The sequence below is a fragment of the Chryseobacterium sp. T16E-39 genome (assembly GCF_002216065.1).
Lineage (GTDB): Bacteria > Bacteroidota > Bacteroidia > Flavobacteriales > Weeksellaceae > Chryseobacterium.
Genome location: NZ_CP022282.1, coordinates 1,790,627 through 1,805,404, shown reverse-complemented (window position 1 = coordinate 1,805,404; position 14,778 = coordinate 1,790,627). Strand labels below are relative to the sequence as shown.

16 protein-coding genes are annotated in these 14,778 nt (G+C 35.6%); 8 read left to right on the top strand and 8 right to left on the bottom strand.

Annotated features, from left to right (window positions below):
- Positions 1–135 precede the first annotated feature (135 nt).
- Positions 136–1,713, top strand: a complete 1,578-nt coding sequence (locus CEY12_RS08160) for a DHA2 family efflux MFS transporter permease subunit (RefSeq protein ID WP_089027226.1) — start codon at positions 136–138, stop codon at positions 1,711–1,713.
- A 50-nt stretch (positions 1,714–1,763) separates the two neighbouring features.
- On the opposite strand, the gene CEY12_RS08155 is transcribed toward CEY12_RS08160, so the two are convergent.
- The 3 genes from CEY12_RS08155 to CEY12_RS08145 are packed head-to-tail and all read right to left on the bottom strand — an operon-like array spanning position 1,764 to position 4,161.
- Complete coding sequence (locus CEY12_RS08155) at positions 1,764–2,774, bottom strand: TQO small subunit DoxD (protein WP_089027225.1); 1,011 nt, start codon at positions 2,772–2,774, stop codon at positions 1,764–1,766.
- A 52-nt stretch (positions 2,775–2,826) separates the two neighbouring features.
- The gene (locus CEY12_RS08150; protein WP_089027224.1) at positions 2,827–3,186 is read right to left on the bottom strand and encodes a hypothetical protein; all 360 of its coding nucleotides are present in this window, start codon (positions 3,184–3,186) and stop codon (positions 2,827–2,829) included.
- Between the two features lie 60 nt (positions 3,187–3,246).
- Positions 3,247–4,161 (bottom strand): alpha/beta hydrolase, encoded by a 915-nt coding sequence (locus CEY12_RS08145; protein WP_089027223.1) that lies wholly within the window; start codon positions 4,159–4,161, stop codon positions 3,247–3,249.
- Positions 4,162–4,378: 217 nt separating this feature from the next.
- Between CEY12_RS08145 and CEY12_RS08140 the strand changes: the two genes are divergently transcribed.
- The 4 genes from CEY12_RS08140 to CEY12_RS08125 all read left to right on the top strand — a co-directional run bounded on the left by CEY12_RS08140 (position 4,379) and on the right by CEY12_RS08125 (position 7,122).
- On the top strand, positions 4,379–5,200 hold the full coding sequence (locus tag CEY12_RS08140) for an SDR family oxidoreductase (RefSeq protein WP_089027222.1): 822 nt from the start codon (positions 4,379–4,381) through the stop codon (positions 5,198–5,200).
- Between the two features lie 137 nt (positions 5,201–5,337).
- Complete coding sequence (locus CEY12_RS08135) at positions 5,338–6,249, top strand: helix-turn-helix domain-containing protein (protein ID WP_089027221.1); 912 nt, start codon at positions 5,338–5,340, stop codon at positions 6,247–6,249.
- A 7-nt stretch (positions 6,250–6,256) separates the two neighbouring features.
- Positions 6,257–6,574: a MazG-like protein gene (locus CEY12_RS08130; RefSeq protein ID WP_089027220.1), complete on the top strand. Its 318-nt coding sequence runs from the start codon at positions 6,257–6,259 to the stop codon at positions 6,572–6,574.
- Complete coding sequence (locus CEY12_RS08125; RefSeq protein ID WP_089027219.1) at positions 6,571–7,122, top strand: DNA-3-methyladenine glycosylase I; 552 nt, start codon at positions 6,571–6,573, stop codon at positions 7,120–7,122. Before CEY12_RS08130 ends, CEY12_RS08125 begins: the two co-directional genes overlap by 4 nt.
- A gap of 130 nt (positions 7,123–7,252) precedes the next feature.
- On the opposite strand, the gene CEY12_RS08120 is transcribed toward CEY12_RS08125, so the two are convergent.
- Positions 7,253–7,621 carry a winged helix-turn-helix transcriptional regulator gene (locus CEY12_RS08120; protein WP_089027218.1) on the bottom strand — a complete coding sequence of 123 codons (369 nt, stop codon included), beginning with the start codon at positions 7,619–7,621 and terminating at the stop codon, positions 7,253–7,255.
- Positions 7,622–7,713: 92 nt separating this feature from the next.
- Between CEY12_RS08120 and CEY12_RS08115 the strand changes: the two genes are divergently transcribed.
- Complete coding sequence (locus CEY12_RS08115) at positions 7,714–8,244, top strand: NAD(P)H-dependent oxidoreductase (RefSeq protein WP_089027217.1); 531 nt, start codon at positions 7,714–7,716, stop codon at positions 8,242–8,244.
- 151 nt (positions 8,245–8,395) lie between these two features.
- Here the strand turns inward: CEY12_RS08115 and CEY12_RS08110 are convergent, their stop codons facing one another.
- From CEY12_RS08110 to CEY12_RS08095, 4 genes are all read right to left on the bottom strand, one after another.
- Positions 8,396–8,896, bottom strand: coding sequence for a DUF2199 domain-containing protein (locus CEY12_RS08110; protein WP_089027216.1), 501 nt, complete (start codon positions 8,894–8,896; stop codon positions 8,396–8,398).
- A complete protein-coding gene (locus CEY12_RS08105; RefSeq protein WP_089027215.1) occupies positions 8,896–9,561 on the bottom strand; it encodes a DUF4919 domain-containing protein in 666 nt (221 codons plus the stop codon). Before CEY12_RS08105 ends, CEY12_RS08110 begins: the two co-directional genes overlap by 1 nt.
- Before the next feature lie 52 nt (positions 9,562–9,613).
- Positions 9,614–11,200, bottom strand: a complete 1,587-nt coding sequence (locus CEY12_RS08100) for a patatin-like phospholipase family protein (RefSeq protein ID WP_089027214.1) — start codon at positions 11,198–11,200, stop codon at positions 9,614–9,616.
- A gap of 207 nt (positions 11,201–11,407) precedes the next feature.
- On the bottom strand, positions 11,408–12,307 hold the full coding sequence (locus CEY12_RS08095) for a CorA family divalent cation transporter (RefSeq protein ID WP_089027213.1): 900 nt from the start codon (positions 12,305–12,307) through the stop codon (positions 11,408–11,410).
- A gap of 72 nt (positions 12,308–12,379) precedes the next feature.
- Here CEY12_RS08095 and CEY12_RS08090 point away from each other — a divergent pair, with 72 nt between their 5' ends.
- Positions 12,380–13,402: a 3-oxoacyl-ACP synthase III family protein gene (locus CEY12_RS08090; protein WP_089027212.1), complete on the top strand. Its 1,023-nt coding sequence runs from the start codon at positions 12,380–12,382 to the stop codon at positions 13,400–13,402.
- 596 nt (positions 13,403–13,998) lie between these two features.
- Entirely contained in the window at positions 13,999–14,733 is a 735-nt protein-coding gene (locus CEY12_RS08085; RefSeq protein WP_089027211.1) for a hypothetical protein, read from the top strand.
- Positions 14,734–14,778 lie beyond the last annotated feature (45 nt).

Here is a 14,778-nt window from a genome sequence, read left to right as displayed (position 1 = left end):
GTAAAATGTATTTATGTAGAATGTATCGCTGATTGATTTAAGGATTTAAAAATTTAAAGATTGAAGGACTTTTAGTCAATCTAAGTCATTAATACATTTTACGTAAATACAATTGTACATCACACACAATTAACTATGCAAGATTCATTAGTAGAATATGGAGCCCGGAGAGTAATCATTACGATTACAGCTATTCTTTGTGCTCTGCTTGAAATTGTGGATTCCACGATTGTGAACGTTGCCTTGAACGAAATGAAAGGTAACCTGGGATCTACACTTTCTGAAGTGGGTTGGGTAATTACTGCCTATGCGATAGGTAACGTAATTATCGTACCGATGACGAGCTGGCTTTCACAGCAGTTCGGACGTAGAAATTATTTTGCAGCCTCTATTATTATATTTACCATATTTTCATTTTTATGCGGGAATGCGACGAACATCTGGGAGCTGGTATTTTTCAGATTATGCCAGGGTATCGGTGGAGGAGCATTATTGGTAACCTCGCAGACGATCATCACGGAATCATATCCTGTTGAAAAAAGAAGTATGGCTCAGGCGATTTATGGGCTGGGAGTAATCATTGGTCCAACGTTAGGTCCACCACTGGGAGGATATATCGTTGATAATTTTAGCTGGCCTTATATTTTTTATATCAACATTCCAATTGGTATTGCAGCTACCTTAATGACTTTACAATTTGTAAAAAGTCCGAAATATGCTGAAAAAAGGAAAGTCTCCGATGTTGACTGGCTTGGAATTGCTTTATTAGCAGTTACTGTAGGATCATTACAGTTTATTCTGGAAAGGGGACATGAAGAAGATTGGTTTGCCAGTGGAATGATTGTGGCCTTTACCGTATCTGCAATATTAGGATTTATACTCTTTCTCTGGAGGGAACTTACCTTTAAATATCCTATTGTAGAGTTGCGGGTTTTAAAGAACAGTAATCTGAGGATCGGAACTGCGATGTCCTTTGTATTAGGATTTGGTTTATATGGTTCCACCTTTATTGTTCCATTATATACACAGAGTATTTTAGGGTGGACGGCTTTACAGTCTGGAGCATTAATGATCCCTGCTGCTTTGACGACAGCTTTCATGATGCCAATTATCGGTAGATTGCTTTCAAAAGGAGCGAAACAGCAGATCCTTGTTTCCTTGGGACTGTTTATCTTCTTTGTTTACAGTTTCTGGGGCTATAAGATCCTTACACCAGACACCAGTAAAGAAGCCTTTTTCTGGATGTTGATTGTAAGAGGGGCCGGACTGGGACTCTTGTTTATACCGATTACATCCTTATCCTTAAGTACATTGAAAGGGCAGGAAATTGGACAGGGAGCGGCATTTACCGGAATGATGAGGCAGTTGGGAGGATCCTTTGGGATTGCAGCTATTACCACATTCATTGCGAATGCGAGCCAGAAATACAGAGTGAATCTTATTACCCATCTCGATGGAGACAGCTTTGAAGTGCAACAAAGGTTAGCAGCCCTGAAAGCAAGCTTTATATCTAAAGGTATGACTCCTGATAACGCATTGAATGCAGCATACAAAATGCTGGATATGTCGGTAACGAAACAGGCAACGGTGTTATCTTATATGGATGTATTCCTGTATTTGGGAATCGCTTTCCTAATTTGTATACCATTTATCTTGTTTGTAAAAGAACGGAAAAGTAAAGAAAAAATAGATTTGAGTGAAGCCATGCACTAAATTTTAAAAAAAAGACCTCCGAATTTTCGGAGGTATTTTTTTATAAAAATCTAAAGTTCAGCAATCCATTCGATGCCACTGATATCGATCAGTTTTATACTGTGGATTTTGTTTTTTAGATCGGGGATATCTTTAATATTCAGTTTTAAATCTGCCTTAGCTCCTAATGGAATAATCAAGCTGTGTTTACCTGCCTTTACTTTAGCCACATAGTGATTTTTGATATTTTCCGGTTGAAATTTTGATAATTCAATATGATCTAACTCTTTTAACAGATGTCCTTTATTATCCAGAATGTGAATTCCAATAAGAAACGAACCGTAAACATCGGCACCTTCTGTTCTGTATACTTCGAATTGAATATGAGTATCAGTAAGAGAAAGATTGGAGATTTCAACTTTTGGTTTTACAGATTTATTATGCAATCTTCCCCAAACACCACCGTGGAAATATTGATTGGTGAAAAGAGTAAGAGCCAGGATGAAAACTGAAACTACCAATACAAAAGGTTGAGGGCTACGAATAGGAAGGTCACCTGAGCCAAGCCATTGAAACCATCTCCTGGAGGTGAAACGTAATTTGTTTTTTAAAAAATAGTAGTCTAAAGAATAAGGTCCACTACCTGTAAGGAATAAAGTGAATCCACCTGCAATCCCCAAAACACCAATTTGCCACTCATCAAGACATGTTGTTCCCAACCAGCCGGATCCAAGCAGGATCCCAAAAGCAAGTCCGAAGATTCCAATACTCATTAAACGGGTAAACAGTCCAAACATAATCAGTAATCCAACAACGGCCTCAACTATTGTAAAGGTAACCATTGAGGTATGTAAAGCATCAGGATGGGTAACCAGATATTCTATAATAGGTTTGATCCCTAGGGCATTGGGAAGGAAGTGATTGAATTTTTCCCCTATATATCCGTGTTCATCCGGAACGAGTTTATTTTCAAGGACAAGGCGGCGCCAAAAAGCTGAAAAGTAAGTCCATCCGATAACCATCCGGATCGATAAGGTATATAAACCAGCCCTATCAGTAGGCTGATTGGTAATATTTTTCATTTGAATGTTATTTTATTTAAATAATTGAATGTCACTAATTTTAGGATGAAAACTAGATCACATTTAATTTCAGTTGTTTAAATAAAATATATTTTGGAGGACTATTTCCGGAAGCTGTACCCGAAAAGTTTGTATAAATGTTTTTTCTCTCTGCAGAAAAACATAACCCGGAATCGGATCGAAATGGGAAATCTTTTTCAGAACGGGATTGTTTTTTTGAATGAACGATTTTTCCGGATGAGATTTCAGCAGAACTGTCACAACTGAAACTTGGATTGGGAGTCGTTTTGAATTTGTTGAGAGGACTGATATATTGTATATCGAAAATATCCAGCAAATCTCTTTTTACAGAACACGGTGACAATGAAAATATCAAAACAAGCAATGTGATAATTGCTTTGGAAGGTTTCATATGTATTTTGTGATTTTGCATGCTTTACAAAACTAGGCTTTTATATTTCAATAGAAGCATTTAATGCAGGTGTTGAACGATGAATTTTAAAAATTCGTCCTGCTGATCTACAAATAAGTAGTGTGAACAATTATCTATACGGCTGAAATTTTCGTCTCCCGTGATAGAGCGCAATTCACTGATTTGTTTTTCAGAAAATATCCCGTCGTCCTTCCCGTAGACAGCAAAAATGGGAATACCCTTCTTTTTTATACTTTTTAAAACATTAATGTTATTAAGGTTATTCTGACTTTCGTTTTTGTAAAATTTTAATGGTGAATCCGGGTTTCTGTAGTTATTTTTATAAAAATCACCGGATGCATATTCTTCCCTTAGCTGTTTACTTTTTGGAGTTGGGGCAGGCATTGTGAAAAGATTCATTTCACTGGCTATATCGTAACAGCTTTTCCTGTATTCGGCGGAGTTTTTGTTTAAATTTTCAATCTCACCAATATGTTTCAAGTGTGAAGGATCATCTTTAAATTTCTCCTTAGCCCCTTTAAGAATGTGATCATAAGTTTCCTGTTGTGAGAATAAGGCACCAGCGAGTGTCAAAGAGTTTACTTTCTCTGGATATTGATTGGTAAATAAAGTCGCAATAATCCCCCCGAAACTATGCCCCAGGATATTTGCTTTTTTAAGGTTATAGGTTTTATAAAGCTGCAGGAGATCTTCAAAACTTTCCTTAAAAGTCATGGTTGCCTTATCATCTTTTGAACGTCCTTCACCACGTCTGTCATACACGATTACATAAAATCCCTTATTGGCTAAAGCTTCAGCAGTAGTTCCTTCAAATAAGGTTGCATTTCCGCTTGGCCCACCATGAATAAAAATAATTGGTGGATTGTCTTTGTTCCCATAATCTTTAGAATATATGGTTTGTGATTTTATAAAGCTAAAAAATAGAAAGCAAAGAATGAAAATAACCTGTTTCATAATGATTGAATTGAGTTTGAAATTTTAGGGTTAAGACAAGTTCATGCAGTTTATATTGATAAGACAAGGGAACAAAAAAATATATTACCTATTCGATCATTTATTTTTTACTAAACTACTCATTTCCTGTATTTCGTCAAAATAGCTACAAGGATACTCAATATGGCTACTTTTAATTTTCGATTTCTAAAGACCTTTGTACCATAAAAATATAACAATGCGAAAAACAATTTTCATCACCGGAGCTTCATCTGGATTAGGAAAGGCGACAGCAAAACTATTTCATAGTCATGGATGGAATGTGATTGCTACCATGAGAAATCCAGAAAATGAAACTGAACTTACTACACTAGATAACGTGTCTGTTATTAAATTGGACGTTACTAATAAAGAAGAATTGGAAAAAACGATAGCACAAGTTCTTACCGAAACTCAGATCCATGTGGTCGTTAATAATGCAGGATATGGTTTGGTTGGTCCTTTGGAAGCATTTACAGATGAGCAGATCAAAAAGCAGATTGAAACCAATCTGATGGGCGTGATCCGTATCACCAAAACATTTACGCCCTATTTCAGAGAAAGAAAAGAGGGGGTTCTGATTAATATTACTTCCAGTTTTGGATTAATGGGCTTTCCAACATGTTCTATTTACAGTGCAACAAAATTTGCGGTTGATGGTTTTTCAGAAAGTATGGGATATGAGCTGGCTCAGTTTGGAGTTCAGGTAAAAGTAGTTGCTCCCGGAGGGATTCAAACTGATTTTGCAGGACGGTCTTTGGATGGAGCCCAGCATAAAGCGTATCAGCAACTGACTGAAAAAGTGCAGGAGGGATACAGTCCTGAACAGATGGCCAATTATTCAAAATCAGAAGACATTGCCAGTGTAATTTTTGAAGCTGCTACCGATGGTAAAGATCAGTTGAGATATATTGCCGGTAAAGATGCTATTGCTCTGTACAACGACCGCAATACAATCGGAATTGAAAACTATGTTCAGAAAGTAAAATCAGGGTTTGCGTTTAAAGAAGTTGAAAATTGAAAGTGGAAAGTTAAAAGAGGAAAGTGATTAAGACGTAGTAGTCTCAGTATTAATTTTCAATTCTCAACTTTCAATTTTCAATTCAATAAAATTCCCTACTGACTAACAGTTGTCACAAACCATCATATCTTTGTACTATGAAAACCAATCACACACCCGTCCATTTTCGTTCATTATCTGCTTTACGTGAAGCTATGGGGCTTTCTGCACCGCTTCATCCTCTAATTACTATTGTTAATTATGAAGATGTAAATTTTGATCCCAAAGTTTTTGAGCATGGAACAAAGTCTGATTTTTATAAGATCTCATTTAAAATAAAATTTAAAGGAAAAGTTCGTTATGGACAGGGATATTATGATTTTGAAGAGGGAGGATTATCATTTGTGGCACCTGGTCAGGTTCTAATGTTTGAGCAGGAAGAAAGGACCTATTCAGGGATGTCACTGCATATCCATCCGGATTTTATAAGACCGTATTCCCTGTTGAAGAAAATTAAGAATTATGGGTTCTTTTCATATGCTGCTTCAGAGGCTCTATACCTTTCAGAGAAGGAAAAGAAAACAATTATGGACGTTTTTGAAAACATTCAGAGCGAACTGAATGAAAGGATCGATCATTTCAGTCAGGATGTTATTATTTCCCAGATAGAATTGCTTCTTACCTACAGTAATCGTTTTTATAACCGACAGTTCATCACCAGAAAATCAGTAAATAATGATTTAGTATCTAAAATGGAAGATTTACTGGATGAATACTTCGACAAAGAAAAAGGAATTAAGGGATTACCTACTGTTGAATATATCGCTTCTCAGCTCAATCTTACTCCACGGTATCTGAGTGATATGCTTAGACATCATACCGGGCAGAGTGCACAGCAGCATATCCATGAAAAACTCATTGAAAAAGCTAAAGAGTATTTGTCAGAGGAACATTTATCCGTTTCTGAAACAGCTTATCAGCTGGGGTTTGAACATCCACAATCGTTTAATAAATTATTTAAAAATAAAACAAAACAGACTCCTAATCAATACAGACAATCTTTTCAGTAATTACATCATGGATCATAACTTAGACAAAATCATAGAACGTTCTCTGGATATCAGAGAAAAGTACCATCTCTTGGAAAAGCAACATAATGGTTCTGAATGGACGTTGGAACAGGATGTCTTGGCTTACCTTACAGATGCCGCGCTTATTGGAAGAGATGTAATGTCCCATGAAAAAACATGGTTGAAAAAAGAGTCAGCAGCTGAGCTGGAACATAAGTTAGGAGAAAATATCTGGTGGTTGATTATCTTAGCAGATCGAACAGGCATTGATATCAAAGATGCTCTGGAAAAATTTTTAACTAAAACAGAAAATTTATTTAAATGAGTTATTGTTCAGCCATAGAAGGGATGCAGCCTGAAAGTAGAAAATCACTTCATAAAAATTATCACGATAATCATTACGGATTTCCTATTCATGACGATAATGAATTGTTCGGACGCTTGGTGATGGAAATTAATCAGGCAGGATTAAGCTGGGAAACCATTCTAAAAAAGGAAGAAAGCTTTAGAAATGCTTATGACAATTTCAATATTCAGAAAGTTGCGGCATATACCGAGGAAGATCGTGAAAGATTATTGAGCGATAGTGGTATCATCAGGAATAAATTAAAAGTGAATGCTGCCATCGAAAATGCCAAGACGATTATTGAATTACAAAAGGAATTTGGTTCTTTTGAAAAATGGTTGGAACATCATCATCCTAAAACACTACAGGAATGGATGAAACTATTTAAGAAGACATTTAAGTTTACAGGAGGCGAAATTGTTAATGAATTTTTAATGAGTATTGGCTATCTCAATGGTGCTCACACAGAAAACTGTTCTATTTATAAAACGATATTGAAGCATCACCCGATGTGGCAAAAAGGATAAAATAAGATAAATATTGCTTGTCCGTCAGTTCGAGTGTTTTTCTTCATTTCATGAAGAAAAATGTATCGAGAACCTTTGCATATTCAACTAACAAAGTAAAAATTATACAGTAGCTTTATCTAATATTTTCCTATTCACTTGTCTTCACAATTTCCTTATGCTCTTTTCCCCATTGTTCAAGCTCCGTAATAATGGGTTTAAGTTTATAGCCAATTTCTGTAAGTTCATATTCAACACGGGGCGGAACTTCTGCGAATACAGTTCGGGTAATGATCTTACTTTCTTCAAGCCTTCGAAGCTGTAGAGTAAGCATCCGTTCCGTAATATTTGGAAGGAGTTTTTTCAATTCCCCAAATCTTAATTTCCCGTTGATCAGCCAGCTGCATATCGCCAGTGACCATTGTCCACCAATGATATTGGATGCATACACCTCTGAACACTCATCAGCAAGTACCTTTTTATTAGCGAAATTTGTAGAAGTTTCCTTTATTTTACCCATTACTTACCTTTTTTATAGTACCATACAATTAGATGCTAATGTACGAAATGTAAGTGAAGTGGATTATTTTTGTAGGAGTAAATTTTAAGAAAATGAAAACATTAGTTATTATAACCCACCCCCATATGGAGGATTCTTTAATTAATAAAAAATGGAAAGAGGAATTGGAGAAATATCCTGAAAAATATACTGTTCATGATTTATACAGTGTATATCCTGATGAGAAAATTGATGTCGCCAAAGAACAGCAACTTATTGAAAACTATGATAAAATTGTTTTCCAGTTTCCATTCTATTGGTTCAGCAGTCCGCCACTTTTGAAAAAATGGTTTGATGAAGTGCTAACTTATGGCTGGGCATACGGAAGCAAAAGTGGATTCAAAGTGGGAGGGAAGAAGGTTGCCTTATCCATAACAGCAGGAGTTGAAAAGGAAGACTACTCCGCATCCGGTGAATATAAATACACAATGGAAGAGTTGGCAAGACCCTATGAGCTAAGTTTTGAGTATATAAAAGCTCATTATCAGGGAATGTTTGTGTATTATGGAATAGAGCTTAATAGTTCTAAAGAATGGATTGATAGAAGTGTTCCAATGTATCTGGAGTTTATTGATAAGCTATAGCTATTTAAGAAAGTAGTATCGTCGATTCTGTTCTGATAGAACAATTTGTATTAGGAATTTCATCCTGAACGGAGTCGAAGGATCTACTTAAGACCTACTCTTTATAATTTACATTCTCTATTCTCCAACTTATTAAAGTTGAATCATTATTTTATCTATTTAAAAGGTTGTTAATTCTCCTTTCAGCTTCTTCTATTGGTAACCCATTATAGAAATCTTCCACAAATGGATGTTCAAAGCTCTCATGTGGATAAACAAAAGGTCGTCCTATTTTATTATTTACTACAACGTTAGTAGGGATACTTTCTGAGAAATCATAATCAGGCAGATAATTTGAAAGCCATCCAAAATATTCAGCTTCGAATTCTTTATTATCATAGTTTTCGACATATTCATTAAAGCTTTTTTCACTTAAAGTCACCCAAACTCCATATTCAAGAGTTTGACAGCTTTCAATAACTTCCTGCACCAATACCGTACGGATAAATCGGTCTGTTTGTTCGGGATGTTCAATAACGCACAAATCTGAGCTAAGTTCAGCATTCTCTAATTCCTCTTTAGTTAATTGCATATAACTTGAAGGAGATTTGTAAGCAAGGGCAGGCCAGTCTTCCATTTCTTTGCCACAACATTCGCAGATATATTTTGTCATTATTCAAACATTTTTTTAGTTGCATGAGGAATTACAAAATAGAAAGTTTGTCTTGAATCATCTTTAAAAATGGCCTCTAATATATCTATAAAGTATCCATTCTTATCTTTACTGGAGCCCATCATTCCAATTTTAGCACCAATTCCCTTTCTTATAAAGTCTTGTCCATCAGTTGGATTTAATGCGAAAAATGCAGTATCCATTGATGTAGTACTACCACTATAGTTCATTGCTTTAAAAATTAACATTGCCTTAATTAAATAGCTTTCGGCTACTTTGTCATTCCCACTTTCGCTTTGTGCATAGGAAGTTTCATAAAGAGTTTTGATATCAAAGGGATGAGTACTTAGAAATTCATTTCCAGTTTTAATAACTTCATTGAATTTTTTTTCATCATTCAACTTGTATAGGTTTCTTCCAAATTCAATGTCTTTATATGGCTTATAATTTTTATTAACAGTAAATCCAATGAGTAATGATAGCATTTGTTTATTTGTAAGAGTTGTGTCAACTTTATTGTATCTCTCCAGTAAACTTTCATAGTTCAGATCAGATTTTTTATCTTGAGTTTCTTTTAGAATATTTTCGAAGTCTCTTTTGTAATCAAAGTTTTGACTAAAGACAAATAATGGAATAATAGAAAATAATATTACTAAGGTCTTCATTGATAATAATGGTTTTATTGAAAAATTTGTTTCAAAAATACTCAAAAATCTCTCATCCCACCGTCTTGGTATCTTCCTCTTTCAGTATTTTTTTCTCTTTCATGGAGATCATCATTCTTTCCTTTTTATATTTTTTCCAATCAAAGCCATTAAGGAAATCGAGGGCTGCAAGGAAGCCGGCATTAAAAAGCTGTTCTTTTTCTTCTCTTTTCATAAAGAAATTAAGCCAGCTGCTGGTACCACAATCTACAGTTTGTATGCTGTACAACCGATAAAAAGTATGTTTAGTAAGAAAAGATTTATCATTAAATCCTTTTAAAGTATCAATCATATTTCCGGCATAGGAAAAAGGAGTCTTTAAAATCTGTTCACTTGTTTTTCCTTTTTCAGCATCCACTTCAGAATTACTGGTGAGTTGTACCCCAAACAAAGGCATTCTAGGATAAAATACATCATTGGCATGAAAAAGATCGATGGGGAAATTTGAGATGCTTCCACCATCAATAAAAACACCTACAGGATAAATATCTTCAGATTTTGTATTCATCCAGAATCTCCAGGCGTATTTCACTGAATCATCATCTTTGTTGATCCGTTTTTGTAATGGTTCAAAAAAGAAGGGTACAGACATTGAAGCACGCACAAATTCTGCCGGGCTGCTGTGTTTCAATTCTTCTTCCGACCAATATAGATTGGCCATTGATGGCAATTCAACTTTGATCTTCGCATTGATATCAGTAGCGATTACTACATATTCAGATCTTAATTGATAGAAAGGATTATTCTTATAGTGATCATTGCTGACGGCGCTATCGTAAAATATTTTATACTGGGTTTCGTCAATATGTTCCTGAATGTTGTTCTTGATCTCTTCGATACTATTTAATGCGATGGTATAATATTCCTGATTATTTCCATACCTGTAATTGAGATTGAGGTCGTATTCTTTTGCCGCAAATTTTTGATTCAGCTCGGCTACCGTTTTTACTCCAAAACCGTCCAGTGCGTCTTTCATGGTATTCAGAAAAGCATTTCCAGGATTAAGACCACTGTTTTGCTTCCTGAAATCATTATAAAATTTTCGGATACAAAAGAACAGGATGATCAGAGGAATAATGGGAACAAGGAAAAGAAGTTTTGCCTGCCATATGGTTTCTGAAGGAATTGCAAATGGGGAAATAACAAGAATGAGTAAAAGAATGACTGCAATAATCGCATTTATTTTCAGAAAGTTCTTATTATTGAGCATTGCATGGATGGTTGTCCGTACATAAGGTTTACCATCCATAAAATCAGCAAAATTCCAGTTGAATAGGATTTCTTTAATCATTTCACTTTTAGCTTCTTCCTTTGTTTTGTAAGCTGCAATAAGCATGGTATTGATAGCTCCGGCGCTTGTCCCAGCTACTTTCAGAAAACGGACTCCAAAGATTTCAAGGCCATACAGATACCCTACAAGGGCGCTTCCCCAAACACCGCCGCCTTCCTGTACAAATTCTACATACTGGTTTCCGGCATCATCAAGAAGGTCTGAAAACTCCTTGGTGGAAATATTTTCATGGAGGGCTTTCAATTTATCTTTAGACGCCTTTGAAAGGACATCATCATCCAGAATTTTATTAAGAAGATCAGTTTTCATGGTGTTTTTAGTGTTACTTAATTGTCATTGCGAACCGAAGGTGAAGCAATCTCTTACAATAGCGACTTCAATTATTTTGCATTTCTGCGTTAAAAAATATTCTGCAGGTTTTATAAGAAATTACTCCCTTACAAAGTTTCAAAGCATAAAAATAATGATAAAAGAAATCCGGGAAAGAAGTGTTTTCCCCCTAATTCATCCGTAAAACTACCATTGTTTTCTTCTCGCATAGATAAAAGTAACAATGACAATTAATGCCATTAACCCTAATGTAAAATAATATCCATGCTTATGGTGAAGTTCCGGCATATTATCAAAATTCATCCCATATACTCCAGCAATAAAGGTGATCGGTAAAAAGTAAACTGAATAGATAGCCAGTACTTTCATCACCTGGTTGGCCTTTTGATCGGAGAGTGCAAGAAACATAGAAATAAGGTTGGTAATCTGAATGTTCAGGTGATCAAAATCGGCCACAACATCCTTGTGTTTATCTTTCAGATCCACAAATTCGGAATCCTGTAAGTTTAAGAGTTTAAACTTGTCAACCGCATCTGTAGAAATGATCAATACTCTGGAATTCAATCCTGATTTTCTCTTTAGCTTATAAAGTCTTCGGATCTGTGTTGTGTGGTTGGTATTCTTTAGAAAAATCTCATTTTCAATATTATCCATAGTTTCCAGCAGGCTGATCGATTCATCATCAAAACTTTTCATGATCAGCAGGGCAATCATTAATGCCACTTTTTCAGGAGATGTGCTGGTTTGATCAGCAGAAAGTTGCTTTTTGGTTTCGGAGATACTTTTTGTTTTCATCCTGTGAACAGTGATGATGGTATTCCCTAAAATAAAAATACCAATCTTGGTGCTGATATCACTGATGGTATTCAGGTTTTTCCTTTCCAGCTCTGTGCTTTCCCGTAGTAAAAAGAATTTTACATTTCCATCCTCTTCATATTTCGGTAAGTGATTCGGATCCAGCGTATCTTCCAGAAGAAGATTGTTGATCTCATATCTTTCATGAAGAAATTGCAGGTCCTCAGCAGTAGGAGCTTCTACATCTACCCACTCACAGTGGGAATCTCTGTATATCGTATCAATTGGCATAAAGTAAAAATACTAATATTTTGAAATACTATGGATTAAATAAGTTTATCTTTGCCAAAATTAAAAAACTATATGATTAAAAGTACAATAAAAGGAATCGGATTTTATGTTCCGGATAATGTTGTAACCAATGATGATTTAGCTAAATTAATGACCACTAATGATGAATGGATCACAGAAAGAACCGGCATCAAAGAAAGAAGACATCGAAAAAACAGAAACGATTCTCAGGAGACAACGGCTTATTTAGCATATAAAGCTACTGAAAAAGCACTTGAAAAAGCAGGCTTAACCGGTAAAGATATCGATTATATTGTTTTCGCTACGCTTTCTCCCGATTACTATTTTCCGGGTTGTGGAGTATTGCTTCAGGATATGTTAGGCTGTGATACTATTGGAGCATTGGATGTGAGAAATCAATGCTCTGGGTTTGTGTATGCGATGAGCGTAGCCAATGCTTTTATTAAAACAGGAGCCTATAAAAATATTCTGGTAGTCGGAGCTGAAGTCCACTCTTTCGGCTTGGATTTTTCTGATGAAGGAAGAGGGGTTTCTGTAATTTTCGGAGATGGGGCAGGAGCGATTATTCTTTCTGCAACCGAAGATGAGAATGCCGGGGATATTTTATCGTTCAATATGCATTCTGAAGGGAAATATGCAGACGAACTGTGTACCCAGTTTCCAGGTTCTAAATACGGATGGAGTGACAGGATGAGAAAAGAGCCGGAAAATGTCACCAATAAAGAAGTATATCCGATCATGAACGGAAACTTTGTGTTTAAGAATGCCGTGACAAGATTTCCTGAAACGATGATGGAAGCTTTGGATAAAGCCGGAAAAACAATTGAAGATGTGGATATGTTTATTCCGCATCAGGCTAATTTGAGAATTGCCCAGTTTGTGCAGCAAAAATTTGGATTACCGGATGAGAAGATTCACAACAATATCCAGAAATATGGAAATACAACAGCTGCTTCTATTCCAATTGCTTTAAGTGAAGCGATTGAAGAAGGTAAAATAAAAAGGGGGGATTTAGTTCTTCTTTCCGCTTTCGGAAGTGGATTTACCTGGGGAAGTGTGCTTTTTGAATATTAAAATTTTCAATGTGATCAAAAATAAAAACCGCAAATTTTCGCGGTTTTTTTTATATGATATTTTATATGGTACGGCTGTTTTAGAGACATTCCTAAGGCCAAAAGAATTGTAAATGAGAATATTAAAAATTTATTAAAAAAGAATGAAATTGTTTTATTTTCACTTATAATTGTTATATTTGGGTAATTATTTAAAAAACACAAACTAAAGCAAAAATGAAAAAACAATCTCAAAGTAGTAGATACTCTACATGATTTCCTGTGTACGATCAGGAAATATTACAACGATCTTCTGCATTTCTATGAAAAAATTCTTTACAGTTCGTCAATAAACTCGATCTGAAGAGAAATAGCAAAGCAGCATATTTTACCGTATAAATTTTTCGGAACACTTGTGTGTAATGGTGTGATAATGAGTGGGTTGAATTCATTTGAGAGACAATATTACGCATAGTTGGTATATATGTTGTGATCCCTTTCCGGATTTTATTTAAAAACCCAATTATTGGTATAAAAATCAATGGATAGAATGGGTATCCAGTAAATAACTATGGTTACTTATTCTGATAATATTTATAATTTTTAAAAATACAAACAATGAAAAAAAATCTATTTCTGGGAGCAGTACTGCTTCCTTTAATCTCCTACGCACAAGTGGGGGTTAACACGACAACTCCACAAAAAACATTACACGTAAACGGTTCCTTACAATTGGTCAATGAGCTCAACGTCGGTGGAGATGGCACAACCGCAGGTTCTGCTGGAGAAGCAGGCCAGGTATTGAAATCTAATGGTCCTGGAACGGCTCCTACCTGGCAAAGTCTTGCAGGGGCTCCTGATGCTACCGGAACAGTAATTGTGGTAGATGGAAAGTTTATAGTGGCTCAGGAAATTGTGGTGCAAATGACTGCTGATTACACATCTGCGTCCTCATCTACTATAGCAGATCCTATTGGACAATTAACAAATGAAATTATAGATAATGAAAATACATATTCCGGGACGGCTACAACCAATTCATTTAAAGTTTCGGCCGATGGTGTGTATGAGGTGAGAATGAATGCACAATTATCAACAAGTAATGCAACTACCCCTGTGATTGGTATTTGGGATAATGGTGCCAATAACTGGGTTGCCCGGGTCAATGATGATTTTACAGCTCCAACTGGAAGCTTACAAACCTACACATTACTCACTTCTATTCCTATGCAGGCATCAAAAAAGTATTCATTTAGAGTTTCAAATACTCGAAATGTAACTGTGAAGTACCTAAGTAGTGGAAACACAGGTTCTGGTCCTGTTACACAAATGTCTTTGAAGCGCTTAAAATAATTTTCAATAAAAAAACCGTAGCATACGCTACGGTTTTTTGTTTTT